This window comes from Keratinibaculum paraultunense, assembly GCF_016767175.1.
GTDB classification, from domain to species: Bacteria; Bacillota; Clostridia; order Tissierellales; family Tepidimicrobiaceae; genus Keratinibaculum; species Keratinibaculum paraultunense.
In genome coordinates, this window is record NZ_CP068564.1 from 1,851,640 (window position 1) to 1,877,390 (window position 25,751).

Annotated in this window: 22 protein-coding genes and 1 tRNA gene; 2 read left to right on the forward strand and 21 right to left on the reverse strand. The window is 32.0% G+C overall.

Features of this window, described 5'->3' with window-relative positions; genetic code table 11:
- Positions 1–23 precede the first annotated feature (23 nt).
- Positions 24–1,847, reverse strand: coding sequence for a translational GTPase TypA (gene typA / locus JL105_RS08980; protein WP_202690494.1), 1,824 nt, complete (start codon positions 1,845–1,847; stop codon positions 24–26).
- Positions 1,848–1,970: 123 nt separating this feature from the next.
- A complete protein-coding gene (locus tag JL105_RS08985; protein ID WP_237722270.1) occupies positions 1,971–2,360 on the reverse strand; it encodes an ATP-binding protein in 390 nt (129 codons plus the stop codon).
- A gap of 211 nt (positions 2,361–2,571) precedes the next feature.
- Here JL105_RS08985 and rd point away from each other — a divergent pair, with 211 nt between their 5' ends.
- Positions 2,572–2,733 (forward strand): rubredoxin, encoded by a 162-nt coding sequence (gene rd, locus JL105_RS08990; RefSeq protein ID WP_132027602.1) that lies wholly within the window; start codon positions 2,572–2,574, stop codon positions 2,731–2,733.
- A gap of 36 nt (positions 2,734–2,769) precedes the next feature.
- Here rd and yihA read toward each other — a convergent pair whose 3' ends face one another.
- The 17 genes from yihA to JL105_RS09075 all read right to left on the reverse strand — a co-directional run bounded on the left by yihA (position 2,770) and on the right by JL105_RS09075 (position 22,882).
- Complete coding sequence (gene yihA / locus JL105_RS08995) at positions 2,770–3,360, reverse strand: ribosome biogenesis GTP-binding protein YihA/YsxC (protein WP_132027604.1); 591 nt, start codon at positions 3,358–3,360, stop codon at positions 2,770–2,772.
- Positions 3,302–5,710, reverse strand: coding sequence for an endopeptidase La (gene lon, locus JL105_RS09000; protein WP_132027606.1), 2,409 nt, complete (start codon positions 5,708–5,710; stop codon positions 3,302–3,304). The genes yihA and lon overlap by 59 nt, the downstream gene beginning before the upstream one ends.
- Positions 5,711–5,780: 70 nt before the next feature.
- Entirely contained in the window at positions 5,781–7,058 is a 1,278-nt protein-coding gene (gene clpX, locus JL105_RS09005) for an ATP-dependent Clp protease ATP-binding subunit ClpX (protein ID WP_132027608.1), read from the reverse strand.
- A 21-nt stretch (positions 7,059–7,079) separates the two neighbouring features.
- A complete protein-coding gene (gene clpP, locus JL105_RS09010) occupies positions 7,080–7,667 on the reverse strand; it encodes an ATP-dependent Clp endopeptidase proteolytic subunit ClpP (RefSeq protein WP_132027610.1) in 588 nt (195 codons plus the stop codon).
- A 16-nt stretch (positions 7,668–7,683) separates the two neighbouring features.
- Positions 7,684–8,973, reverse strand: a complete 1,290-nt coding sequence (gene tig, locus JL105_RS09015) for a trigger factor (RefSeq protein WP_132027612.1) — start codon at positions 8,971–8,973, stop codon at positions 7,684–7,686.
- 144 nt (positions 8,974–9,117) lie between these two features.
- A tRNA-Leu gene (locus JL105_RS09020) sits at positions 9,118–9,201 on the reverse strand.
- A 124-nt stretch (positions 9,202–9,325) separates the two neighbouring features.
- On the reverse strand, positions 9,326–11,038 hold the full coding sequence (locus JL105_RS09025) for a peptide ABC transporter substrate-binding protein (protein WP_202690495.1): 1,713 nt from the start codon (positions 11,036–11,038) through the stop codon (positions 9,326–9,328).
- A 217-nt stretch (positions 11,039–11,255) separates the two neighbouring features.
- On the reverse strand, positions 11,256–12,218 hold the full coding sequence (locus tag JL105_RS09030; RefSeq protein ID WP_132029488.1) for an ABC transporter ATP-binding protein: 963 nt from the start codon (positions 12,216–12,218) through the stop codon (positions 11,256–11,258).
- Complete coding sequence (locus tag JL105_RS09035) at positions 12,218–13,237, reverse strand: ABC transporter ATP-binding protein (protein ID WP_132029486.1); 1,020 nt, start codon at positions 13,235–13,237, stop codon at positions 12,218–12,220. Before JL105_RS09035 ends, JL105_RS09030 begins: the two co-directional genes overlap by 1 nt.
- A 12-nt stretch (positions 13,238–13,249) precedes the next feature.
- Positions 13,250–14,170 carry an ABC transporter permease gene (locus tag JL105_RS09040; RefSeq protein WP_132029484.1) on the reverse strand — a complete coding sequence of 307 codons (921 nt, stop codon included), beginning with the start codon at positions 14,168–14,170 and terminating at the stop codon, positions 13,250–13,252.
- A 50-nt stretch (positions 14,171–14,220) separates the two neighbouring features.
- Complete coding sequence (locus JL105_RS09045) at positions 14,221–15,156, reverse strand: ABC transporter permease (protein ID WP_132029482.1); 936 nt, start codon at positions 15,154–15,156, stop codon at positions 14,221–14,223.
- A 91-nt stretch (positions 15,157–15,247) separates the two neighbouring features.
- Positions 15,248–16,960 carry a peptide ABC transporter substrate-binding protein gene (locus JL105_RS09050; RefSeq protein WP_202690496.1) on the reverse strand — a complete coding sequence of 571 codons (1,713 nt, stop codon included), beginning with the start codon at positions 16,958–16,960 and terminating at the stop codon, positions 15,248–15,250.
- 217 nt (positions 16,961–17,177) lie between these two features.
- Positions 17,178–18,140 carry an ABC transporter ATP-binding protein gene (locus JL105_RS09055; protein WP_202690497.1) on the reverse strand — a complete coding sequence of 321 codons (963 nt, stop codon included), beginning with the start codon at positions 18,138–18,140 and terminating at the stop codon, positions 17,178–17,180.
- Entirely contained in the window at positions 18,140–19,159 is a 1,020-nt protein-coding gene (locus tag JL105_RS09060; protein ID WP_132029486.1) for an ABC transporter ATP-binding protein, read from the reverse strand. Before JL105_RS09060 ends, JL105_RS09055 begins: the two co-directional genes overlap by 1 nt.
- A 12-nt stretch (positions 19,160–19,171) precedes the next feature.
- Positions 19,172–20,092: an ABC transporter permease gene (locus JL105_RS09065; protein WP_132029484.1), complete on the reverse strand. Its 921-nt coding sequence runs from the start codon at positions 20,090–20,092 to the stop codon at positions 19,172–19,174.
- A gap of 50 nt (positions 20,093–20,142) precedes the next feature.
- Entirely contained in the window at positions 20,143–21,078 is a 936-nt protein-coding gene (locus JL105_RS09070; RefSeq protein WP_132029482.1) for an ABC transporter permease, read from the reverse strand.
- 91 nt (positions 21,079–21,169) lie between these two features.
- Entirely contained in the window at positions 21,170–22,882 is a 1,713-nt protein-coding gene (locus tag JL105_RS09075; protein WP_202690498.1) for a peptide ABC transporter substrate-binding protein, read from the reverse strand.
- A gap of 442 nt (positions 22,883–23,324) precedes the next feature.
- Here JL105_RS09075 and JL105_RS09080 point away from each other — a divergent pair, with 442 nt between their 5' ends.
- On the forward strand, positions 23,325–23,486 hold the full coding sequence (locus JL105_RS09080; protein ID WP_158280063.1) for a hypothetical protein: 162 nt from the start codon (positions 23,325–23,327) through the stop codon (positions 23,484–23,486).
- 11 nt (positions 23,487–23,497) lie between these two features.
- On the opposite strand, the gene JL105_RS09085 is transcribed toward JL105_RS09080, so the two are convergent.
- The gene (locus JL105_RS09085; RefSeq protein ID WP_132029480.1) at positions 23,498–24,331 is read right to left on the reverse strand and encodes a DegV family protein; all 834 of its coding nucleotides are present in this window, start codon (positions 24,329–24,331) and stop codon (positions 23,498–23,500) included.
- A gap of 34 nt (positions 24,332–24,365) precedes the next feature.
- Positions 24,366–25,712: a phosphoglucosamine mutase gene (glmM, locus tag JL105_RS09090; RefSeq protein WP_132029478.1), complete on the reverse strand. Its 1,347-nt coding sequence runs from the start codon at positions 25,710–25,712 to the stop codon at positions 24,366–24,368.
- Between the last annotated feature and the right edge of the window lie 39 nt (positions 25,713–25,751).

Below are 25,751 nucleotides of genomic sequence, written 5' to 3' on the forward strand. Positions count from 1 at the left end.
CACCCTTGTTTTATAATATAAGGCTAATTTTTCTTTGATTTATATCTTTTATTGGAATCTAAAATCTTTTTCCTTATTCTAAAGGTAGTAGGAGTAATCTCTATTAGCTCATCATCATCTATAAATTCCAATGCCTCTTCTATAGTCATTTCCTTAGGTGGTGATAGTCTTAATGCTTCGTCTGATCCAGCTGCTCTTATATTGGACTGATGCTTCTTTTTACATACATTTACTTCTATATCCACACCCTTAGGATTAGAACCTACTACCATGCCTTTATATACTTTAGTACCTGGTGTTATAAATAAAGTGCCTCTTTCTTGAGCTGAATATAGTCCATATGCAGTAGCTTCTCCTGTTTCAAATGCAATTAAAGAGCCTTCAATCCTTTGAGGAATATCTCCTTTATAAGGAGCGTATCCATCAAATACAGAATTTAATATTCCTTCACCTTTAGTATCTGTCATGAACTCTCCTCTATATCCAATAAGTCCTCGAGCAGGAACAGAAAATACTAATCTAGAATACCCACCTCTAGCTTCTGTCATGCTTATTAATTCTCCTTTTCTCCTACCTAATTTTTCTATTACTGATCCAATATATTCGTCTGATACATCAATTGTTACCTTTTCCATAGGTTCAAGCTTTTTACCATTCTCATATTTATATAAAACTTCTGGTTTGGATACTTGAAATTCATATCCTTCTCTTCTCATATTTTCTATGAGTACAGATAAATGCAGCTCTCCCCTTCCAGATACCTTAAATACATCTGTTGAATCAGTTTCTTCAACCCTTAAACTCACATCTGTTTGTAGTTCCTTAAATAGTCTATTCCTTATTTGCCTAGAAGTTAAAAATTTACCTTCTTTTCCGGCAAAAGGACTATCATTTACTGAAAAATTCATAGCGATGGTCGGTTCAGATATCTTTACAAAAGGCAGTGCCTCAGGATGATCTATATCGCATATGGTATCTCCTATGTGAATACCTTCCACGCCAGTTACTGCTATTATACTACCTACTGTTGAATTTTCCACTTCTACTCGATTTAATCCCTCAAATTCAAATATTTTACCTATTTTTATTTTCTTCTTGTAATCGGGCTTATTGGCATTAACTATTATAGCTTCTTGATTAGCCTCAATTTTCCCTCTTTCTATTCTCCCAATACCGATTCTGCCTACATAGTCATTGTAGTCTATGGTGGAGATTAGAACTTGTAATGGGCTATCTATATCTCCTTGAGGTGCAGGAATGTAATTTACTATGGTTTCAAATAAATCCTCCATATTATCCTTTTTATTATTTAAATCCCTAGTGGCAATTCCTTCTCGTGCAGAAGTAAATACAAAGGGAGAATCTAAGTATTCATCTCCTGCTCCTAGTTCTATAAATAAATCCAATACTTCATCTATAACTTCATTAGGTCTTGCTTCTGGTCTATCTATTTTATTTATACAAACTATAGCTGGTAAATTTAACTCAAAAGCTTTTTTTAGTACAAATTTTGTCTGAGGCATAGGTCCTTCGAAGGCATCTACTAAAAGTACAACTCCATCTGCCATTTTTAATACCCTTTCCACCTCGCCACCAAAATCTGCATGACCTGGGGTATCTATTATGTTTATTTTTATATCCTTATAATGGATAGCAGTATTCTTGGATAGTATTGTAATACCCCTTTCTCTTTCTATTTCATTAGAATCCAATACTCGCTCCTTTACCACCTGATTTTCTCTAAATATTCCACTTTGTTTTAGCATACTATCTACTAAAGTAGTTTTCCCATGATCTACATGGGCAATTATGGCAATATTTCTAAGATCATTTCTTGTAATGTTCATAAATAATAATCACTTCCTGTATTAAAATTAATTGTTTGTTTAACGAAGTTAATTTTACCACAAATTTTATAAAAATGGTAGCTATAAATACTATGGCAGGGATTTATCCCTGCCATAGTATAATCAACAGATATACTTTATTACTTCTACTCGATTTTCATCAATGTAGAGTTCATCAGATAAACCATCTACTAATATAAGGCCTCTTCCACAGCATTTTAGCTCTCTTGGGTTATAGGATGATATGTCAAAATCAATTCCACGTCCTTCATCACTAACTTCTATTCTAATGGTATCTTCTAAAATCTCTAAATATAAATAGACACATTTTTCTTTTTTACATTTATTACCATGAATAACGCTGTTTATAACTAGTTCATTTAATATCAATTTTAGATCGAATAATAAATTTTCATCATCTACAACATCTTTAAGCCTATTCAGTATATTTTGTATAAACACCTTTGTATCATCTAAATCGCTACATACAGAACCTTGATATTTAAAATACACTTGAATCACGCCCATCTAAACTAAATTATTTATTATATTATAAACTATATTTATTTTACCCATAAATGATGCCTTTAATCTATATATAATTTTCAATATCACCATATTATATTATAGCATATTAAAAAAAAATATTGCAAAATTTTAGTTTAAAATCGCTATTTGATGGGTAATATTTCTATTGACTACATGATGAAAGGAGAATTTTATTATGGACAGATATGTTTGTGAACTTTGTGGTTATGTTTATGATCCAGCTGAAGGAGATCCAGATAACGGTATTGAACCAGGTACTCCTTTTGAAGAATTGCCTGATGACTGGGTATGCCCAGTGTGTGGAGCTACAAAAGATCAATTTGTAAAAGAAGAATAATCCTAAAGGCAGCACAGTTTACTTAAGTGCTGCCTTTCATTTTATCAATAATTTATCTTCTAATATTTTCCAAACTAAGTCCTTGTTTATATTTTTTGCAGAAGAATAGGGTATTATTAGTTCCGGATCCTCTATGTTTAGCTTGTTCTTTATCATATTTATATTAGATTGATACTTCCCCTTAGAAATTTTATCTGCTTTTGTAGCTATTACCAACCCACTATATCCAAAAAATTTAATCCAATTATACATCATCAAATCTAATTCTGTTGGTTCATGCCTCATATCCACTAATAGTATAACTTCTATTAAATTTTCTCTGTTGCTTAAATATTCTTCTATTATGGGTCCCCATTTTTCCTTCTCAGCTTTGGAAACCTTAGCATATCCATAGCCTGGAAGATCTACAAACCTAAATTGGTCATTTATATTATAAAAATTTATAGTTCTAGTCTTACCTGGTTTACCACTAATCCTAGCCAAGTCCTTTCTATTTACCATAGAATTTATAAAAGAGGATTTGCCTACATTAGATCTACCAGCAAAAGCTATTTCTGGTAGATGAGGACTAGGATATTGCTTCTTGTTTACAGCTATCTTCTCCAACTGAGCTTTCCTTATCTTCATAATCATCTTCCTCTTTTCTTAACAAAGCATGAGGTAAAACTTCTTTCATATGTTTTACCAATACTATTTCCATTCTTTTAATTACTTTTTCTGGAATTTCATCTAAATCTTTTTTATTTTCAAAGGGGATTATTACTTTCTTTATACCAATTCTATCAGCTGCTAATACCTTCTCTTTAATACCGCCTACTGGTAAAACTCTTCCCCTTAAAGTTATCTCTCCTGTCATAGCTACATCTTTGCTTACAGGTATATTGGTAAGAGCTGATATTACGGCGGTGGTCATAGTTATCCCAGCAGATGGTCCATCTTTTGGAATAGCTCCTTCAGGTACGTGAATATGAATATCCATTTTCCTATAAAAATCAGGATCTATATCTAATTTATCTGCATTTGCCCTAATATAGCTAATTCCTGCCATTGCAGACTCCTTCATTACATCCCCTAGCTGCCCCGTTAATTGAATCTTCCCATTTCCTTTCATGCAATTTACTTCTATAGATAAAGTTTCCCCTCCAAAAACAGTCCAAGCTAATCCTGTTGCAACTCCTACTTGATCTTCCCTTTCTCCCATATCTATTCTATACTTTTCTGGACCTAAATATCTATGAATATTACCTCTATTTACTCTTACAGTTTTTACATTAGTTTCAACTATTTTTTTTGCAGCTTTTCTACATATACTAGCTAAGTTTCTTTCTAATTCCCTTACTCCTGCTTCTCTAGTATAGTTATTGATTATTTTTTTTATGGCAGTTTCTGAAATAATGAGGTTGTCCTCCTTAAGCCCGTGCTCTTTAAGCTGTTTTGGAAGCAGATGATTAGTTGCAATTTTTAACTTTTCTTCTTCTGTATATCCACTTATTCTTATTACTTCCATTCTATCTAAAAGAGGTGGCGGTATAGAAGCTGTAGTATTAGCTGTTGTTATAAAAAATACCTTAGATAAATCAAAAGGAACTTCCAGATAGTGATCTGTAAAAGTATAATTTTGTTCTGGATCTAGTACTTCCAACAATGCACTGGCTGGATCTCCTCTAAAATCACTAGCCAGTTTATCTATTTCATCAAATAAAAAAACTGGGTTTTTGGAACCACATTTTTTTATTGAACTAATCACCCTTCCTGGCATAGCACCTACATAAGTTCTTCTATGTCCTCTAATTTCAGCCTCATCCCTCATACCACCTAAGGACATACGTACAAATTTTCTATTTAATGCCCTAGCAACAGATTTAGCTATAGAAGTTTTCCCTACTCCAGGAGGACCTACTAAACATAATATAGAACCTTTCATATCGGAAGTCAATTTCCTTACAGCAATAAATTCCAATATCCTTTCTTTCACATCTTCAAGTCCATAATGATCCTCATTTAATATATCTCTAGCTCTTTTAATATCCACCTTATCCTCTGTTTCTTTATCCCAAGGTAATTCTATGATCCAATCTAAATAGGTTCGAATAACTGCAGTTTCTGCTGAATAAGGAGACATCTTTTTTAGTCTTTCCACTTCTTTTAACGCCTTTTCTTTTACTTCTTCAGGCATATCTATATTATCTATTTTAGTTTTATACTCTTCTATCTCTTCTAATACATCGTAATCTTCTCCTAATTCCTTCTGTATAGCTCTCATCTGTTCCTTAAGATAGTATTCTTTTTGGATTTCAGATATTTGCTTCTGTACTCTTTGATTTATTTTTTCTTCTATTTTTAGTAATTCTATTTCTTCCTGTAATATTTTATGGAGAACGACTAAACGTTCATAAAAATCAAAAGTTTCCAATATCTTTTGATTATCCTCAACTTTTAAATTTATATAAGAAGCTACAATATCAGCTAATCTACCAGGATCCTCTATATCTGTTATGGTTATTAATATATCTGGAGACAATCTTTTGCTTAAAGCCAAATAATCTTCAAAATCAGCAATAACAAGCCTCATTGCTGCTTGTAGTTCTTTATTCAATTTTATTTCATCTGGATCATAAGTAAATTCTTCTATTACTGCTTCAAAATATTCATCCTCTTTAACCATTTTAACTATTTTGCCTCGATTTACCCCTTCAACTAACACTCTAATACTTCCGCCAGGTAATTTCAACATTTGTTTTATTTTTGTAACAGTACCTATGTGATAAAAATCATCCAAAGTTGGCTCTTCCACCTTTGCATCTTTTTGAGTACATAAAAATATTAAAGAATCTTCAACCATGGCCTTTTCTAATGCCTTTATGGATTTTTCTCTTCCCACATCAAAATGAACAACCATATAAGGAAATACGGTCATACCTCTTAAGGGTATAAGGGGCAATGTTTTTCCCTCTACAATATATGAATCCTTGTACATAATCTCACTCCCTTCCTTTTGTTGTGTAACTATATATAGAATGAAAAAAGCTCACTAAATTGTGAGCTTTTTATGATGCGGATTCCTTTTTATCTCCTTTATTAGCTCTATTCTTACTATTTCTTTCAGATATTACTAAAGTTGGTTTCCCATTTAGTACAGTCTCTTTTTTGATCAAGCATTTTTCAATATCATCTCTAGATGGTATTTCGTACATGATATCCATTAAGGTCTCTTCAATTATACTACGTAATCCTCTGGCTCCTGTTTTTCTTTCTATAGCTTTTTGAGCTATGGCACGTAAAGCTTCTTCTTCAAACTCTAGTTCTACTCCGTCCATCCTAAATAGCTCTTTATATTGTTTAACTAGTGCATTTTTAGGCTCTGTTAATATTCTAACTAATGCATTCTCATCTAGTTCTTCTAATGTTACAATGACTGGTAATCTACCTACAAATTCAGGTATAAGACCATACTTTAATAAATCTTCTGGTTGAACTTCCTTTAGTAATTCTCCTATTTGAGCATTATTTTTGCTTTTTATATCAGCTCCAAATCCCATGGATTTAGTATCTATTCTATTTTGGATTATTTTATCTATACCATCAAAAGCTCCACCAACTATGAATAATATATTGGTTGTATCCACTTGTATGAATTCCTGATGAGGATGTTTTCTACCACCTTGAGGTGGAACATTTGCAACAGTACCTTCTAAAATTTTTAATAAAGCTTGCTGTACTCCTTCTCCACTTACATCTCTAGTAATGGAAGGATTTTCTGTTTTTCGTGCAATTTTATCTATCTCATCTATATATACTATACCCTGTTCGGCTCTTTCTATATCATAATCTGCTGCTTGTATTAGCTTTAATATTATATTTTCAACATCTTCACCTACATATCCTGCTTCTGTTAAAGATGTGGCGTCTGCAATAGCAAATGGTACATTTAATATTTTAGCTAATGTTTGAGCTAGTAAAGTTTTACCTGAACCAGTGGGTCCTATCATAACTATATTTGATTTTTGTAGTTCTACGTCATCGTTTTTTGATGGTCTTTTATTTATTCTCTTGTAATGATTATATACTGCAACAGCTAAGGTTTTTTTAGCTCTTTCCTGTTTTATAACGTACTCATCTAATGCTGCTTTTATTTCATTAGGTTTTGGTAATTCTCTTACTTCATAATCATAAGCATCTATAAATTCTTCATCAATTATTTCTTGACACAATTCTATACATTCATCACAGATGAATACATTAGGTCCAGCTATAAGCCTTCTAACTTGATCTTGTGGTTTTCCACAAAAGGAACACCTAAGCTGTTTATCATCATATTTCACGATTATGACACCTCTCTTAATTAATTATTTCTTTTTTGACTCTATTACATCATCTATTATACCATATTCTTTAGCCTCTAAAGCGGTCATAAAGAAATCCCTATCTGTATCTCTAGAAACTTTATCTAAAGGCTGACCTGTTCTCTCACTTAATATCTTATTTATCGTATCTCTAGTTCGAATAATTCTCTCTGCATGAATTCTAATATCTTCCGCTTGCCCTTGAGTGCCTCCTAAAGGTTGGTGAATCATTATCTCAGCATTAGGAAGTGCAAACCTTTTGCCTTTTGCTCCTGCTGCTAATAAAAATGCACCCATACTTGCTGCCATACCTATGCATATAGTTGATACATCAGGTTTTATATACTGCATAGTATCATATATTGCAAATCCAGCACTTATGGAACCACCGGGGCTATTTATATAAAGCTGTATATCTTTATCTGGATCTTCAGCTTCTAAAAACAGCAACTGCGCTACTACTAAATTTGCAGTTACATTGTTTACTTCATCTCCTAAAAATATTATTCTTTCCTTTAAAAGTCTAGAATATATATCATAGGATCTTTCACCTCTACTAGTCTGCTCTACAACTACAGGAACTAAAGCCATATTATCCCTCCTAATTTTAAATAAATTTGGCATTTGAAGTTAGTAACTCTATGGTCTTCCTTCTAATTATACCCGCTTTAATATATTCTAAATTACCTTTTTTCATATCTTCTTTAAACTTCTCTATATCTTCCTGATTGTGTTTTTCAGCTAATATTTCTAACTCTTTGTCTATATCTTCATCAGTAACTTCAAATTGTTCTTTCTTTGCCACTGCTTCTAATACCAAATTTGCTTTTACTTTCTTTTCAGCTACTGGTCTTACTTGTTCTTTGAAATCTTCTAATGTTAAATTAGCAAATTGCATATACTGGTCTAAACTTAACCCTTGCATCATCAATCTATATTCAAATTCTTTAATTTCATTTTCTATTTGATTTTCTATCATAACATCCGGTACATCCATCTCAGATATCTCAATTAATTTTTCAATTACTTGATTTTCAATTTCTGCCTTTTCCTTTTCCTTAGCTTCTTCTTCAAGTATTTCTCTTATATTTTGTTTATACTCTGCTAAAGTATCAAATTCTGATACATCTTTTGCAAACTCATCATCTAATACAGGCAACTCTTTTTCCTTAATTTCATTTATAGTTACCTTAAATACAGCTTCTTTCCCTCTCAAACTTTCCTCAAAATAATCCTCTGGGAAAGTTACCTTAACATCTACTACATCACCTTTTTTCTTCCCAATTAATTGTTCCTCAAATCCTTCAATTAATCCACCTTCTCCTAAAACCAATTCTTGGTTTTCAGCTGTTCCACCTTCAAATTGTTCTCCATCAATATAACCTTCAAAATCTATGTTAATTATATCTCCTTTTTTAGTTTCCCTATCACCAGCATCAATAATTCTAGCGTTCATCTCTTGTACTGCTTTTAGCTCCTTTTCCACGTCCTCGTCTGTAACATTATACTCTACTTTTTCAATTTCTATACTATTATAATCACCTAATACTACTTCTGGCTTCACAGTAACCTCTATCTTTATTACTACTGGTTTCCCCTTCTCCAATTGTTCTATATTCAATTCAGGAAGATCTACTGGTTCAAGCCCTAATTCCTCTACAGCTTCATCATAAGCTTCAGGCAAAAGGCTATTTAATGCTTCTTCATAAAATATACTTTCACCATAGTTCATTTCAATTATCTTTCTAGGTGCTTTTCCTTTACGAAAACCTGGGATGCTAAATATATGTCTATTTTTTAAATAGGCTTTTTGTATAGCTTCTTCAAATTCATCTTCGTCAATTTCAATGGTAAAAATAGCCTTATTATTTTCTTTTTTTTCTAAGACATAGTCCATTATTTACTTCCTCCTTAATTTCATTATTTATTTCAGAATACATACTGAAATTTAATATACTATCCTTTAAAATTATATCATAAAACTAATAATTATCCAATTTTTATGTATAATAAAAAACCAATGGCACTCCATTGGTTCAAATGGTGCGGGAGAGAGGACTTGAACCCCCACGTCAATGACACTAGATCCTAAGTCTAGCGCGTCTGCCAATTCCGCCACTCCCGCTTAAAATTCCTACCTATATTATTATAGCATGTAGTGTATGTATGTCAATATTTTTTAAATTTAAATAACTATCAAAAATGGTGCCTGGCACCATTTTTGTGGCACCATTTTTGATAGTTATTACTTACTTATTTCTACCCTGAGTATAAGCATATTTAAATTCAATTCCAGGTCCATATAATGGTTTTATTATATTTTTCACATAATCATACTGGAATCTACTGGACTTTCTATATGAAATAGGAGAAACTACTGCATCTTCATATAATAATATTTCTTCTGCTTTAGCAATAAGCTCTAATCTTTCTTCATTATCTAAACTTATCTGAGCTTTTTTAATTAATTCATCATATTCCTCATTAGACCATCCAGTAGGTATATTTTGAGCTTCTGTTAAGAAATCTGCCATAAACGTCATTGGGTCATCATAATCTGCTGAAGCACCCATGCCTGCCATTTCATAATCATGATTATAAACTCTATCTAAGAATACTGGCCAATCCATATATTCTGCTTCAACATTTATACCTAAAACTTTTTCATATGTTTGCTGATAATATTCAGCAAATCTTCTACTTTCAGCGTCTGTTCCTGATTGTAACATTGTAACTGTTATTTTACTTGGATCTGGGTCCATTCCTAACTCTTCTAAACCTTTTATAAGCAGTTCTTTTGGATCTGGATTTTCTTCTTTTAGTTTCTTTAATGGTTCATCAACTATATCTCTATACAACTTGTCTCCTACTTTCATAACTGGTGGTATCCAGCCATAAGCAGGTTCTCCTATTCCATAATATAGTACATCTAATAGTTCTTCTCTATTTACTGCCAGCATAAATGCTTTTCTTACATTAGCATTACTAAATAATTTTGTTTTTTGGTTAAAATATTGATATACAATAGTTGGTTGAAGTTCACTAACATATACTAAGTCATCTCTTTGTTTGAATTTTTCAAGCCATTCTGGCTTACTAACTCCACATATATCTATTTGACCATTGGAAAGCATATTATATGCTGTGCTTGGGTCTTCAATAACTTTATATGTTATTTTTTCTAATTTTACATTGTCTGCATCCCAATAGTTTTCATTCTTTTCTAAAACTAATTCACTCTTATGGGTCCATTCAGTTAATTTAAAGGGCCCACAGGATATAGTATATTCTGCTTCACTTCCTACCTTATCTCCCCATTGTTCTACAAGATCTTTTCTTTGTGGATACATAATCCTATGTGGAAGAAATTTATCAAAATATGCACAAGGTTTTTCTAAAGTAATCTCTAATGTTTTATCATCTAATGCTTTTACTCCTAATTCATCTAAATCTTTTTCTCCACTATTACATGCTTCTGCATTCTTTATAGGGTACAACAAGTATGCAAATACTGCAGCCGTTTCTGGATTAATATTTCTCTTTATACCATATTCAAAGTCATGGGCTGTAACTGGTTCTCCATCTTCCCATTCATAATCTCTTAAATGGAACGTCCATACTAATCCATCATCACTTACATCCCAATCTTCAGCACCAGCTGGCACTATTATATCTCCTCCATCTTCTCCTGTTTCCAATCTTCCCAATCCTTCTGTTATTTCATTTAAAATATCTCCAGAGTATATATCATTGCTGGTAGAAGGATCTATAGCTTGAGGTTCGGTTATAGTTAATGTTATATATTGTTCATCATCAATATCTCCATCTGAACCTTCTTTTGGTTCATCTGCTACTTTTTCCTCCTCTTTTTTTACATCTGTTGGTTCTTCTTTACCACAAGCTGCAGTAAACACAGATAATAAAAGTACTAATGCTAACAATAGTGCTAACTTTCTTTTCATTAAAATATTCCCCCTTTTGTTTCGTTTTAGAACATTATCAATTTAATGTATTATAACATTATTTCTTATATTCTGTCAATAATGGATACAAACATAATACACTTTTAAACTAACTATAATTATTCATTCTCTCTAAAAAAATAGACACTTAAAAATATTTTTTACTAAATATCTTTAAGTGTCTATATAATATATATTTATCCTATATGCTATGCTTTTAATATAAATGGCATGCTACATAATGATCTTCTTTTACTTCTTTTAATTCAGGGGTTTTTTCTCTACATATATCTTTTACATATCTGCATCTGTTTGCAAATTTACACCCTGGCTTAGGATTTATTGGACTAGGAACTTCTCCTTCTAATTTAATTCTTTCCCTCTTTGCTTCAATATCTGGATCTGGTATATTTATAGCTGATATCAATGCTTGAGTATATGGGTGTAAAGGATTCTCATATAAAGCAATGTTTTCAGATATTTCTACTATGGACCCTAGATACATAACTCCTACTCGGTCTGAAATATGTTTTACCATAGAAAGATCGTGGGATATGAACAAATATGTTAATCCTAGCTCTTGCTGTAACTTTATAAGCAAATTTACTATCTGAGCTTGTATGGATACATCTAGTGCAGAAATAGGTTCATCACATACAATAAATTCTGGTTCTACTGCAAGAGCTCGTGCTATCCCTACTCTCTGCCTTTGCCCTCCAGAAAGCTCGTGAGGATATCTAACTGCATGTTCTGGATTTAAACCAACAAGTTTTAATTGTTCATGAACTTTTTCGGTACGTTCTTTTTTAGTAGAGTACATTTGATGAATGTCCATACCTTCTGCTATAATATCTCCTATTGTCATTCTAGGGTCTAAGGAAGCATAGGGGTCTTGAAATATATATTGAGCTTTCTTTTTAAATTGTAATTTTTCATCTCCAAGGTTGTGAACATCTTTTCCATCATATAGTACTTTACCACCAGTAGCTTTATATAGCCCAATAATTGTCCTACCGCAAGTGGTCTTCCCACATCCTGATTCTCCTACTAGTCCTAAAGTTTCTCCCTTTTTAATTGAAAAACTAACATTATCAACTGCTTTTAATATAGAATCTTTGCCTACTCTAAAATATTTTTTTAGGTTATTTACTTGGATTAATTCTTCATGTAAATTGACCATTATGCATCCCTCCTTAAAATATCTGGTTTTTCAACCTTAGGTGCTGAAGGATGCTTTAACCAACACGCTAAGCTGTGAGTTTCACTTAATTCTGTTTTTGGAGGCATTTTTTCTCTACATATTTGCATGCAGTAGTTACATCTACTTGCAAATGGGCAACCTTCTAGTGGCAGTAATAAGTCTGGAGGAGTGCCTGGTAATGAATATAATTCTTTTTTACTCTCTCCATGCAATCTTGGAACAGAACTTAAAAGAGCCCATGTATAAGGGTGTTCTCCCTTGTAAAAAATTTCTCTAGTAGTTCCTTGTTCAACTATTTGTCCTGCATACATGACATTTATTCTATCAGCAAAATTTGCAACAACTCCTAAGTCGTGAGTTACTAATATTATGGAAGTATTCATCTCTTTTTGTAACGTTTTTAATAAGTCTAAAACTTGTGCTTGTATAGTAACATCAAGAGCAGTAGTTGGTTCGTCTGCTATGAGTATTTTGGGATTGCAAGCAAGAGCTATAGCTATCATTACCCTTTGCCTCATTCCTCCTGAAAATTCATGAGGATAATCTTTTATCCTTTTTTCTGCTTCAGGTATTTCAACAGTTTTTAACATTTCAGTAGCTTTTTTTAGTGCATCTTCTTTATTGAGTTTCATATGAGTTATTAAACTTTCTGCTATTTGATTTCCTATTTTCATTGTAGGATTTAGGGATGTCATAGGGTCTTGGAAAATCATACTAATCTCGGCACCCCTTAATTCCTTTAGCTCTTTTTTGGACATTTCTAATACTTCTCTGCCTTCGTATTTTATGGAAGAACCTTCTTTTATCTCTCCAGGTGGTTCTGGATTTAATCTCATTAATGATTTCGCAGTTACGGTTTTACCGCAACCAGATTCACCAACAAGTGCTAATGTTTCCCCTCTCTCTAAATGAAAACTAACTCCCCTAACAGCTTTAACTTCACCGGCATAAGTGTGAAATGAAACACCTAAATTTTTTACTTCTAATATATTATCCATTGCACATTCTCCTTATTGTCGTAGTCTTGGATCAAGAGCATCTCTCAACCCATCTCCTAGTAATGTAAAAGATAACATGGTTAAAGCTATCATAAGAGCGGGGAAAAACAATTGATAGGGGTAAAACAATAAATTGTTTTGTGCTGCAGATGCCATCGCACCCCAGCTTGTGTCTGGAGATTGAACTCCTAATCCTATATAACTTAAAAATGCTTCTGAAAATATAAATCCTGGAATATCAAACGTAATAGATACTATGATTACGCCTATGGTATTAGGAATTAAATGTTTTAATACTATTTTTCCAGGACTCATCCCTAAAGCTTCAGCTGCTAAAACAAAATCTTGTTCTTTTAATTGAAGTATTTGTCCTCTTACAAGTCTAGCTGTTCCGCACCATCCTGTAAGACAAAGAGCTAGAAGTATCGAACCCATACCTTTACTTTCTGTTATTACTGAAATCAAAATAACAACTATTAAATAGGGAACACTTACCAGTATCTCTACTATTCTCATCATTATTGTGTCTACTTTCCCGCCAAAGTAAGCTGCTATACCACCATAAATACAACCTACAACTGATACTACAAAGGCTCCTACTACACCAATGAGCATTGAAACTCTTCCGCCTTTCCATACTCTGGTAAATATATCCCTTCCTAGTTCGTCAGTCCCAAACCAATGTTTAGCACTTGGTCCCATATTCCTTTCTTCTACAATCATTTCTTCATGGGAATATGGAGTTATGTGAGGCCCTATTATAGTCATAACTATTAATGCTATTAATATTCCAATAGAAATCATAGCTACATTATTTGATTTTAACCTTCTCCATGCGTCTTGCCAATATGTCATGGCTGGTCTTGCTATTTTTTCACTATCTGAGTCTTGGCATCCAATAATCTTAAATTTTTCATCCATTATTTCCGTCATTAAATCTCCTCCAATCTTTATATGGTATGTTTTTTTAATTTTGATGATATTTATTCTTGAACATCATCAGAAAACCTTATCCTTGGATCAACAATACCATATAAAATATCTACTATTAATAGAGATATTATATATAATGCACAATAGAAAATGGTCAACCCCATTATCATACTAAAATCCCTGTTGTTTATTGAGTCTACTAAATTTGAGCCCAATCCTGGAATAGCAAATATATTTTCTATAACAAATGAACCTGTAAATACATTTGCTATTTGAGGTGCTAAAATAGTTATAGCAGGAATTATAGCATTTCTTATAACGTGTTTTACAATTAAATTAAATTCAGAAATCCCTTTTGCTTTTGCTGTCAAAATATAATCTTGATTGATTACGTCAAGAACACTTGACCTCATATACCTAGCATAAGTTGCTATGGATCCAAAACATAGTGCTATGGTAGGTAGTACTGTATGTTTCCCAGTCCCCCACCCAGCAGTAGGAAATAATTCAAATTTTACAGAAAGTACATATTGTAATAAAGCTGCTAGTACAAAACTTGGTAAACAAACACCTAGTATTGCTATAAACATAACTAAATGATCAGGCCATCTGTTCCTCTTAAATGCAGCAATTATCCCAAGTACTATACCTATAACAACTCCTATAGATATAGCTTGAATTCCTAATCTACCAGATACTGGAGCATGTTTAGCTATTGTATCTGTAACGCTTCGACCAGGATACTTTAAAGATTCTCCAAGATCTCCACGGCAAAGATTTTTTAAAAACAATACATATTGTTGTGGAACACTTTTATCCAATCCATATTTAGCATAATAGTTAGCTTTTACTTGAGGTGGTAATTCTCTAGCTAATGAAGCTAATGGATCTCCTGGCATTGCATGCATTAAAAAAAATGTAATAGTAATAACTACCCATAATGTTATTATCATATAAAGAAGCCTTTTTGAAACATATTTTAGCATATTTTTACCTCCAATACATAAAAGTACGATCCTAAAAATATTTTTATACAGTTTATGCGACTATATAGTCGCATAAACTGTTCCTATAAATTTACTTATTTCTGCCTTGAATGTAAGCGTATTTAAATTCAATTCCAGAAGCACATAATGGTCTCATTATATTTTTCACATAATCATATTGGAATCTACTAGATTTTCTATATATTATTGGAGAAATACATCCATCTTCATATAATAATATTTCTTCTGCACGTTTAAAACATTCCAATCTTTCTTCATCATCTAAGCTTGTCTGAGCTTTTTTAATCAATTCATCATATTCCTTGTTAGACCATTGAATGTCTGACATTCCTGAACCTGTTATCCACATATCCATAAATGTCATTGGGTCATCATAATCTCCATTCCAACCCATACCAGCTAACTCATAATTTGCACTTTGGACTCTGTCCAAAAATACTGGCCAATCCATATATTCTGCTTCAACATTTATACCTAAAACTGTCTCATATGCTTGTTGATAATATTCAGCAAATCTTCTACTTTCAGCGTCTGTTCCTGATTGTAACATTGTAACTGTTATTTTACTTGGATCTGGGTCCATTCCTAACTCTTCTAAACCTTTTATAAGCAGTTCTTTTGGATCTGGATTTTCTTCTTTTAATTTCTTCAATGGTTCATCAACTACATCTCTATAAGTTTTATCTCCTACTTTCATAACTGGTGGTATCCAGCCATAAGCAGGTTCTCCTATTCCATAATATAGTACATCTAATAATTCTTCTCTATCTATTGCCAATATAAATGCTTTTCTTACATTAGCATTACTAAATAATTTTACATCTTGATTAAAGAATTGATATGCAACAGATGGTTGATATTCACTAACGTATACTAAATCATCTCTTTGTTTAAATTTTTCAAGCCATTCTGGTTTACTAACTCCACATATATCTATTTGACCATTGGAAAGCATATTATATGCTGTGCTTGGGTCTTCAATAACTTTATATGTTATTTTTTCTAATTTAACAGTATCTGCATCCCAATAGTTTTCATTCTTTTCTAAAACTAATTCACTCTTATGAGTCCATTCAGTTAATTTAAATGGTCCACAGGATATAGTATATTCTGCTTCACTTCCTACCTTATCTCCCCATTGTTCTACAAGATCTTTTCTTTGTGGATACATAGTTTTAAATGCAAGTAGCTTATCAAAATATGCACAAGGTCCTTCTAATGTAATTTCTAATGTTTTATCATCTATTGCTTTAACTCCTAATTCATCTAAATCTTTTTCTCCACTATTACATGCTTCTGCATTCTTTATTGGATATAATAAAAATGCATATACTGAAGCAGTTTCTGGATTAATGGTTCTTTTCATACCATATTCAAAATCATGAGCTGTAACTGGTTCTCCATCTTCCCATTCATAATCTCTTAAATGGAATGTCCATACTAGCCCATCATCACTTACATCCCAATCTTCAGCACCAGCCGGTGCTATTACATCTCCTCCATCTTCTCCTACTTCTAACCTTACTAATCCTTCTGTTATTTCATTTAAAATATCTGCTGAATATATATCACTACTCTTAGAAGGATCTATTGCTTGAGGTTCAGTTATTGTTAATGTTACATATTGTTCATCATCAATATCTTCGTCTGATACATCCTCTCCTGGTCCTTCTTCTACTTTTTCTTTATCTCCTCCTTTTGCTGGTTCCTCTTTACCACAAGCTACGGTAAATACAGATAATAAAAGTACTAATGCTAACAATAGTGCTAACTTTCTTTTCATCTAAATACTCCCCCTTTAATTCATTATTTAAATAATATTAATTTACTGTATTATACCATTATTTCTTCTATTCTGTCAATAATGGATACAAACATAATACACTTTTAAACTAACTATAATTATTCATTCTCTCTAAAAAAATAGACACTTAAAAATATTTTTTACTAAATATCTTTAAGTGTCTATATAATATATATTTATCCTATATGCTATGCTTTTAATATAAATGGCATGCTACATAATGATCTTCTTTTACTTCTTTTAATTCAGGGGTTTTTTCTCTACATACATCTTTTACATATCTGCATCTGTTTGCAAATTTACACCCTGGCTTAGGATTTATTGGACTAGGAACTTCTCCTTCTAATTTAATTCTTTCCCTCTTTGCTTCAATATCTGGATCTGGTATATTTATAGCTGATATCAATGCTTGAGTATATGGATGTAAAGGATTCTCATATAAAGCAATGTTTTCAGATATTTCTACTATGGACCCTAGATACATAACTCCTACTCGGTCTGAAATATGTTTTACCATAGAAAGATCGTGGGATATGAACAAATATGTTAATCCTAGCTCTTGCTGTAACTTTATAAGCAAATTTACTATCTGAGCTTGTATGGATACATCTAGTGCAGAAATAGGTTCATCACATACAATAAATTCTGGTTCTACTGCAAGAGCTCGTGCTATCCCTACTCTCTGCCTTTGCCCTCCAGAAAGCTCGTGAGGATATCTAACTGCATGTTCTGGATTTAAACCAACAAGTTTTAATTGTTCATGAACTTTTTCGGTACGTTCTTTTTTAGTAGAGTACATTTGATGAATGTCCATACCTTCTGCTATAATATCTCCTATTGTCATTCTAGGGTCTAAGGAAGCATAGGGGTCTTGAAATATATATTGAGCTTTCTTTTTAAATTGTAATTTTTCATCTCCAAGGTTGTGAACATCTTTTCCATCATATAGTACTTTACCACCAGTAGCTTTATATAGCCCAATAATTGTCCTACCGCAAGTGGTCTTCCCACATCCTGATTCTCCTACTAGTCCTAAAGTTTCTCCCTTTTTAATTGAAAAACTAACATTATCAACTGCTTTTAATATAGAATCTTTGCCTACTCTAAAATATTTTTTTAGGTTATTTACTTGGATTAATTCTTCATGTAAATTGACCATTATGCATCCCTCCTTAAAATATCTGGTTTTTCAACCTTAGGTGCTGAAGGATGCTTTAACCAACACGCTAAGCTGTGAGTTTCACTTAATTCTGTTTTTGGAGGCATTTTTTCTCTACATATTTGCATGCAGTAGTTACATCTACTTGCAAATGGGCAACCTTCTAGTGGCAGTAATAAGTCTGGAGGAGTGCCTGGTAATGAATATAATTCTTTTTTACTCTCTCCATGCAATCTTGGAACAGAACTTAAAAGAGCCCATGTATAAGGGTGTTCTCCCTTGTAAAAAATTTCTCTAGTAGTTCCTTGTTCAACTATTTGTCCTGCATACATGACATTTATTCTATCAGCAAAATTTGCAACAACTCCTAAGTCGTGAGTTACTAATATTATGGAAGTATTCATCTCTTTTTGTAACGTTTTTAATAAGTCTAAAACTTGTGCTTGTATAGTAACATCAAGAGCAGTAGTTGGTTCGTCTGCTATGAGTATTTTGGGATTGCAAGCAAGAGCTATAGCTATCATTACCCTTTGCCTCATTCCTCCTGAAAATTCATGAGGATAATCTTTTATCCTTTTTTCTGCTTCAGGTATTTCAACAGTTTTTAACATTTCAGTAGCTTTTTTTAGTGCATCTTCTTTATTGAGTTTCATATGAGTTATTAAACTTTCTGCTATTTGATTTCCTATTTTCATTGTAGGATTTAGGGATGTCATAGGGTCTTGGAAAATCATACTAATCTCGGCACCCCTTAATTCCTTTAGCTCTTTTTTGGACATTTCTAATACTTCTCTGCCTTCGTATTTTATGGAAGAACCTTCTTTTATCTCTCCAGGTGGTTCTGGATTTAATCTCATTAATGATTTCGCAGTTACGGTTTTACCGCAACCAGATTCACCAACAAGTGCTAATGTTTCCCCTCTCTCTAAATGAAAACTAACTCCCCTAACAGCTTTAACTTCACCGGCATAAGTGTGAAATGAAACACCTAAATTTTTTACTTCTAATATATTATCCATTGCACATTCTCCTTATTGTCGTAGTCTTGGATCAAGAGCATCTCTCAACCCATCTCCTAGTAATGTAAAAGATAACATGGTTAAAGCTATCATAAGAGCGGGGAAAAACAATTGATAGGGGTAAAACAATAAATTGTTTTGTGCTGCAGATGCCATCGCACCCCAGCTTGTGTCTGGAGATTGAACTCCTAATCCTATATAACTTAAAAATGCTTCTGAAAATATAAATCCTGGAATATCAAACGTAATAGATACTATGATTACGCCTATGGTATTAGGAATTAAATGTTTTAATACTATTTTTCCAGGACTCATCCCTAAAGCTTCAGCTGCTAAAACAAAATCTTGTTCTTTTAATTGAAGTATTTGTCCTCTTACAAGTCTAGCTGTTCCGCACCATCCTGTAAGACAAAGAGCTAGAAGTATCGAACCCATACCTTTACTTTCTGTTATTACTGAAATCAAAATAACAACTATTAAATAGGGAACACTTACCAGTATCTCTACTATTCTCATCATTATTGTGTCTACTTTCCCGCCAAAGTAAGCTGCTATACCACCATAAATACAACCTACAACTGATACTACAAAGGCTCCTACTACACCAATGAGCATTGAAACTCTTCCGCCTTTCCATACTCTGGTAAATATATCCCTTCCTAGTTCGTCAGTCCCAAACCAATGTTTAGCACTTGGTCCCATATTCCTTTCTTCTACAATCATTTCTTCATGGGAATATGGAGTTATGTGAGGCCCTATTATAGTCATAACTATTAATGCTATTAATATTCCAATAGAAATCATAGCTACATTATTTGATTTTAACCTTCTCCATGCGTCTTGCCAATATGTCATGGCTGGTCTTGCTATTTTTTCACTATCTGAGTCTTGGCATCCAATAATCTTAAATTTTTCATCCATTATTTCCGTCATTAAATCTCCTCCAATCTTTATATGGTATGTTTTTTTAATTTTGATGATATTTATTCTTGAACATCATCAGAAAACCTTATCCTTGGATCAACAATACCATATAAAATATCTACTATTAATAGAGATATTATATATAATGCACAATAGAAAATGGTCAACCCCATTATCATACTAAAATCCCTGTTGTTTATTGAGTCTACTAAATTTGAGCCCAATCCTGGAATAGCAAATATATTTTCTATAACAAATGAACCTGTAAATACATTTGCTATTTGAGGTGCTAAAATAGTTATAGCAGGAATTATAGCATTTCTTATAACGTGTTTTACAATTAAATTAAATTCAGAAATCCCTTTTGCTTTTGCTGTCAAAATATAATCTTGATTGATTACGTCAAGAACACTTGACCTCATATACCTAGCATAAGTTGCTATGGATCCAAAACATAGTGCTATGGTAGGTAGTACTGTATGTTTCCCAGTCCCCCACCCAGCAGTAGGAAATAATTCAAATTTTACAGAAAGTACATATTGTAATAAAGCTGCTAGTACAAAACTTGGTAAACAAACACCTAGTATTGCTATAAACATAACTAAATGATCAGGCCATCTGTTCCTCTTAAATGCAGCAATTATCCCAAGTACTATACCTATAACAACTCCTATAGATATAGCTTGAATTCCTAATCTACCAGATACTGGAGCATGTTTAGCTATTGTATCTGTAACGCTTCGACCAGGATACTTTAAAGATTCTCCAAGATCTCCACGGCAAAGATTTTTTAAAAACAATACATATTGTTGTGGAACACTTTTATCCAATCCATATTTAGCATAATAGTTAGCTTTTACTTGAGGTGGTAATTCTCTAGCTAATGAAGCTAATGGATCTCCTGGCATTGCATGCATTAAAAAAAATGTAATAGTAATAACTACCCATAATGTTATTATCATATAAAGAAGCCTTTTTGAAACATATTTTAGCATATTTTTACCTCCAATACATAAAAGTACGATCCTAAAAATATTTTTATACAGTTTATGCGACTATATAGTCGCATAAACTGTTCCTATAAATTTACTTATTTCTGCCTTGAATGTAAGCATATTTAAATTCAATTCCAGGTCCATATAATGGTTTTATTATATTTTTCACATAGTCATACTGGAATCTACTGGACTTTCTATATAAAATAGGAGAAACTACTGCATCTTCATATAACAATATTTCTTCTGCTTTAGCAATAAGGTCCAATCTTTCTTCATTATCTAAGCTTGTCTGAGCTTTTCTAATTAATTCATCATATTCCTCGTTAGACCATCCAGTAGGTATGTTTTGAGCTTCTGTTAAGAAATCTGTCATAAATGTCATTGGATCATCATAATCTGCTGTAGCACCCATACCTGCCATTTCATAATCATGATTGTAAACTCTATCTAAGAATACTGGCCAATCAACATATTCTGCTTCAACATTTATGCCTAAAACTTTTTTATATATCTGTTGATAATATTCAACAAATCTTCTGTTTTCGGCATCCGTTCCTCCTTCTAACATTTTTACTGTTACTTTGCTTGGATCTGGATCCATTCCTAACTCTTCTAAACCTTTTATAAGCAGTTCTTTTGGATCTAGATTTTCTTCTTTTAATTTCTTTAATGGTTCATCAACTATATCTCTATATAACTTGTCTCCTACTTTCATAACTGGTGGTATCCAGCCATAAGCAGGTTCTCCTATTCCATAATATAGTACATCTAATAATTCTTCTCTATCTAATGCCAATATAAATGCTTTTCTTACATTAGCATTACTAAATAATTTTGTCTTTTGATTAAAAAATTGATATACAATAGATGGTTGAGGTTCGCTAACGTATACTAAATCATCTCTTTGTTTAAATTTTTCAAGCCATTCTGGCTTACTAACTCCACATATATCTATTTGACCATTGGAAAGCATATTATATGCTGTGCTTGGGTCTTCAATAACTTTATATGTTATTTTTTCTAATTTTACATTGTCTGCATCCCAATAGTTTTCGTTCTTTTCTAAAACTAATTCACTCTTATGAGTCCATTCAGTTAATTTAAATGGTCCACAGGATATAGTATATTCTGCTTCACTTCCTGTTCTATCTCCCCATTGTTCTACAAGATCTTTTCTTTGAGGATACATAATTCTATGTGAAAGAAGCTTATCAAAATATGCACAAGGTTTTTCTAAAGTAATCTCTAATGTTTTATCATCTAATGCCTTAACTCCTACCTCATCTAAATCTTTTTCTCCACTATTACATGCTTCTGCATTTTCTATAGGATACAATAAGTATGCAAATACTGCAGCCGTTTCTGGATTAATATTTCTCTTTATACCATATTCAAAGTCATGGGCTGTAACTGGTTCTCCATCTTCCCATTCATAATCTCTTAAATGGAATGTCCATACTAATCCATCATCACTTACATCCCAATCTTCAGCACCAGCTGGTACTACTACATCTCCTCCATCTTCCCCTGTTTCCAATCTTGCTAGTCCTTCTGTTATTTCATTTAAAATATCTCCAGAGTATATATCGTTACTGGTAGAAGGGTCTATAGCTTGAGGCTCAATTATAGTTAATGTTACATATTGTTCATCATCAATATCTTCGTCTGATCCTTCTTTTGGTTCATCTACTACTTTCCCATCTTCCTTCTTTACATCTGTTGATTCTTCTTTACCACAAGCTACGGTAAATACAGATAGTAAAAGTACTAATGCTAATAATAGTGCTAATTTTCTCTTCATCTAAATATTCCTCCTTTAGTCAATTTTATTTTGTCAACTGTTTTTCATTATAACATTGTTAACGCTTTCATGTCAATGACAGTTATAATTGAACAACTTTAAATAGAGTAAACTTTTTTAAAATTTCTATTGAACACAATATTTAATCTACATAATTCTACTGAATATTCTACAATACTGCTTCAACTTTTAATTTTATATTTATAATTAAACAGTAATATTATTACATTTATTCTATTAACTGCATTAATAGATAATGTTTCTATTGAATTATTATCACTTTTATAACAAAAATAGATATCAAAATTCAATAAATATAATAAATATTAGTTTAAACAATATTTATAAAACAAATATTATTTTTTATAATAATTCATTCTTTTGAAGGACTTTTAAAACTTTTGTCTAATTAATTAATTATTAACTATATGGGGTGGTGTTTGTGGATAAGATTAATGAAGATATTTGTGAATTGTGTTATCAATTTCTTAATTTATTGGAATCATTAAAAGAAAAAGGTATAATATCTGAACATGAATTTATACTACTTAGTAAATCAAAAAAACTTTTTATCCACCAAGGAAAAAACAAACTCTCTAAGTAGAGAGTTTGTTTTTAAAAGACTACTATTATACCACCATCATTAGCATAGGCAGTGCTTAATCCTCTAGTTTCAACTATTATTATATTTTTAAAATTATATCTTTCCTCTATTTGTGCCTTTAATTCTTCAGCTTTTTCTAAAGCATTACAATGAGCAATTCCTAATATTTTATCCTCAAAATTTTCTCCCTTTTCTCCAATAATATCTACTAACCTTCTAAAGACCTTTTTGCTCCCTCTAACTTTTTCTACTAGTTTAATAGTTCCATCATGGTCACCGCCCATTATGGGTTTTATGGATATCATAGAAGCAATATGTCCCATAGCCTTGCTAATTCTACCAGCTTTCATCAAATTGTCTAAGGATTCTAATATAAAAAAGGTTTTCATCTCTTTGATATACTTTTCTACTTTTTCTACTATATCCTTAGGTTTGAAATTTTCCTCAATCAGCTCAAATATCTTTAAACTTACTAATGTTTCCCCTATAGAAGCAGACAAGGAATCGAATACATGAATGAATTTGTTGCTACTTTCTAATGCTATATTTTTGGCTAAAACTGCATTACTATAGGTGCTACTCAATGCAGAAGATAAAGTCACAACGAATATATTTTCTCCTTTTTCATACTCCTTTAAAAAATCCCCCGGGGAAGGACTAGACGTTTTTACTGGTTTGTCACTATTTTTCATAGCAGATAGTAATTCTTTAGTGTCCAAGTTGGAATCATCCACAAAAGATTTATCTTCTATATCTATTTTTAATGGTACTATACCTATATTCAACATTTTCTCTAGTTCTTCGTTAAGATCACAACTACTATCAGCTACTATTTTATAATTCAATAATATCACCTCTAGTTTATTTGTACCTAATATATTATTTTCCTATTTGTTCCTCTATGAGTTTAGCTAACCCGTTAGCTATATTTTCTATTTTTTCTTTATCTTTTCCTTCTATCATAATCCTAATTAAAGGCTCAGTTCCTGAAGGTCTTATAACTACTCTTCCTTCACCTTGAAACATATCCTCTATTTTTTTAATTTCTTCCTTTATGAATTCATCTTCTAAAATAATTTCTTTTTTGTCATTATCTACTTTTGCATTTATTAATACTTGAGGGAATTGAGTCATTATATTGTTTAATTGAGACATAGACTTTTTACTTTCTTTCATTACTTGAATTAATTGCAATCCAGTCAATAATCCATCTCCTGTAGTATTATAATCTAAAAATATAATATGCCCTGACTGCTCTCCTCCTAAATTATATCCATTTGATAGCATCTCTTCTATTACATATCTATCACCAACTGCAGTTTTTACTATATTCATGCCAGCTTCTTTTAAGTATACATCTAATCCCATATTGGTCATAACTGTTCCTACTATTGTATTTTTATTAAGTTTATTTCTTTTATATAGATAAGTACCGCATATAGCCAATATATGATCTCCATCTATTATATTCCCTTTTTCATCTACAGCTATTACTCTATCCCCATCACCATCAAAGGATAATCCAATGTGGGCATCCACTTTTTGTACTAAAGATTGAATCATATCAGGATTTGTAGAACCACAATTTACATTAATATTTACTCCATTTGGTTCATCATTTATAACTACTATTTCTCCTCCCATCTCTTTCAACAACTGAGGTGCAATTTTGTACAAAGCTCCATTACCGCAATCAATAGCTATTTTTATGCCTTTTAAATCTCCATCTACTGTACTTTTTAAATGCTCAATATAATATCTATACCCATCATGTTTGAATATTATTTTGCCTATATCCCCTTTTATGGGACGTAACGATATATCCTTGTTTTCTAGTATTATACTTTCTATTTCTTCTTCTATTTCATCATTGAGCTTATATCCTTTTTCATTAAAAAACTTTATTCCATTATATTCCACAGGATTGTGAGAAGCAGATATTACTACTCCTGCTAATCCATCATATTTTCTAGTTAAATACGCTACGGCTGGTGTGGGAACAATCCCAAGAGAGATTACATCTATACCTATAGAACATATACCAGCTGTTAGAGCTCCTTCTAGCATATCCCCTGATTTTCGAGTATCTTTTCCTACTACTATTTGACCTTTTCTACCTTTAGATAATACATAAGCTCCAGCCCTTCCTACTTTAAAAGCTAATTCTGGCGTTAAATCCTTATTCGCAATTCCTCTTATTCCATCGGTACCAAATAATTTGCCCATTCTTTATTTCAACCTCCTATTTTGGACTACAACAATTTA

What these genes read in the sequence shown, in the direction of transcription:
- clpP (WP_132027610.1), bottom strand. Translation starts at nt 7,667, where the DNA reads ATGGCTTTAGTTCCTGTAGTTGTAGAGCAGACTAGTAGAGGTGAAAGA.
- rd (WP_132027602.1), top strand. Translation starts at nt 2,572, where the DNA reads ATGGACAGATATGTTTGTGAACTTTGTGGTTATGTTTATGATCCAGCT.
- JL105_RS09035 (WP_132029486.1), bottom strand. Translation starts at nt 13,237, where the DNA reads ATGGATAATATATTAGAAGTAAAAAATTTAGGTGTTTCATTTCACACT.
- JL105_RS09040 (WP_132029484.1), bottom strand. Translation starts at nt 14,170, where the DNA reads ATGACGGAAATAATGGATGAAAAATTTAAGATTATTGGATGCCAAGAC.
- yihA (WP_132027604.1), bottom strand. Translation starts at nt 3,360, where the DNA reads ATGAAGATAAGGAAAGCTCAGTTGGAGAAGATAGCTGTAAACAAGAAG.
- lon (WP_132027606.1), bottom strand. Translation starts at nt 5,710, where the DNA reads ATGTACAAGGATTCATATATTGTAGAGGGAAAAACATTGCCCCTTATA.
- JL105_RS09055 (WP_202690497.1), bottom strand. Translation starts at nt 18,140, where the DNA reads ATGGTCAATTTACATGAAGAATTAATCCAAGTAAATAACCTAAAAAAA.
- JL105_RS09050 (WP_202690496.1), bottom strand. Translation starts at nt 16,960, where the DNA reads ATGAAAAGAAAGTTAGCACTATTGTTAGCATTAGTACTTTTATTATCT.
- typA (WP_202690494.1), bottom strand. Translation starts at nt 1,847, where the DNA reads ATGAACATTACAAGAAATGATCTTAGAAATATTGCCATAATTGCCCAT.
- JL105_RS09045 (WP_132029482.1), bottom strand. Translation starts at nt 15,156, where the DNA reads ATGCTAAAATATGTTTCAAAAAGGCTTCTTTATATGATAATAACATTA.
- JL105_RS09060 (WP_132029486.1), bottom strand. Translation starts at nt 19,159, where the DNA reads ATGGATAATATATTAGAAGTAAAAAATTTAGGTGTTTCATTTCACACT.
- JL105_RS09025 (WP_202690495.1), bottom strand. Translation starts at nt 11,038, where the DNA reads ATGAAAAGAAAGTTAGCACTATTGTTAGCATTAGTACTTTTATTATCT.
- JL105_RS09065 (WP_132029484.1), bottom strand. Translation starts at nt 20,092, where the DNA reads ATGACGGAAATAATGGATGAAAAATTTAAGATTATTGGATGCCAAGAC.
- glmM (WP_132029478.1), bottom strand. Translation starts at nt 25,712, where the DNA reads ATGGGCAAATTATTTGGTACCGATGGAATAAGAGGAATTGCGAATAAG.
- JL105_RS09075 (WP_202690498.1), bottom strand. Translation starts at nt 22,882, where the DNA reads ATGAAGAGAAAATTAGCACTATTATTAGCATTAGTACTTTTACTATCT.
- tig (WP_132027612.1), bottom strand. Translation starts at nt 8,973, where the DNA reads ATGGACTATGTCTTAGAAAAAAAAGAAAATAATAAGGCTATTTTTACC.
- JL105_RS09030 (WP_132029488.1), bottom strand. Translation starts at nt 12,218, where the DNA reads ATGGTCAATTTACATGAAGAATTAATCCAAGTAAATAACCTAAAAAAA.
- JL105_RS09070 (WP_132029482.1), bottom strand. Translation starts at nt 21,078, where the DNA reads ATGCTAAAATATGTTTCAAAAAGGCTTCTTTATATGATAATAACATTA.